This is a genomic window from Pauljensenia sp. UMB3104, from assembly GCF_030217285.1.
In the GTDB taxonomy this organism is placed as follows: domain Bacteria; phylum Actinomycetota; class Actinomycetes; order Actinomycetales; family Actinomycetaceae; genus Pauljensenia.
Genome location: NZ_JASONN010000224.1, coordinates 1 through 291 on the forward strand (window position 1 = coordinate 1; position 291 = coordinate 291).

The 291-nt window shown below is 64.3% G+C and carries 1 protein-coding gene; it reads left to right on the plus strand.

The features are described 5' to 3' along the window. Positions 1–291: hypothetical protein (locus QP415_RS11480; RefSeq protein WP_285100165.1), on the plus strand; the 291-nt coding region annotated here is incomplete at both ends.

The window sequence follows — 291 nt, forward strand, 5'->3', positions numbered from 1 at the left end:
TCGCAGAACGCGACCGCTACGACCGGCAACGAGTCGGGCGGGTGGAACACGGGCACGGTGTTAGAGGTTTACCCGGATTCGCAGGCCGTGCGCGTCCGTATTCCCGCTTCGGCTCGCGAAGGCGAAGGCGTGGAACAAACGGGGCCGTCCGATGGGCTGGTGACCGCTGTCGGGGCGACGGTGGTTGTCTTGTTGGACGGGTCGGGCAGGATCACCCAGGTTGTATCCCCGAATGTGATTCCTGATGGCGTGGAGCCGGTCGCAACTGGATTGGCTGGCACGCGTTTGTTG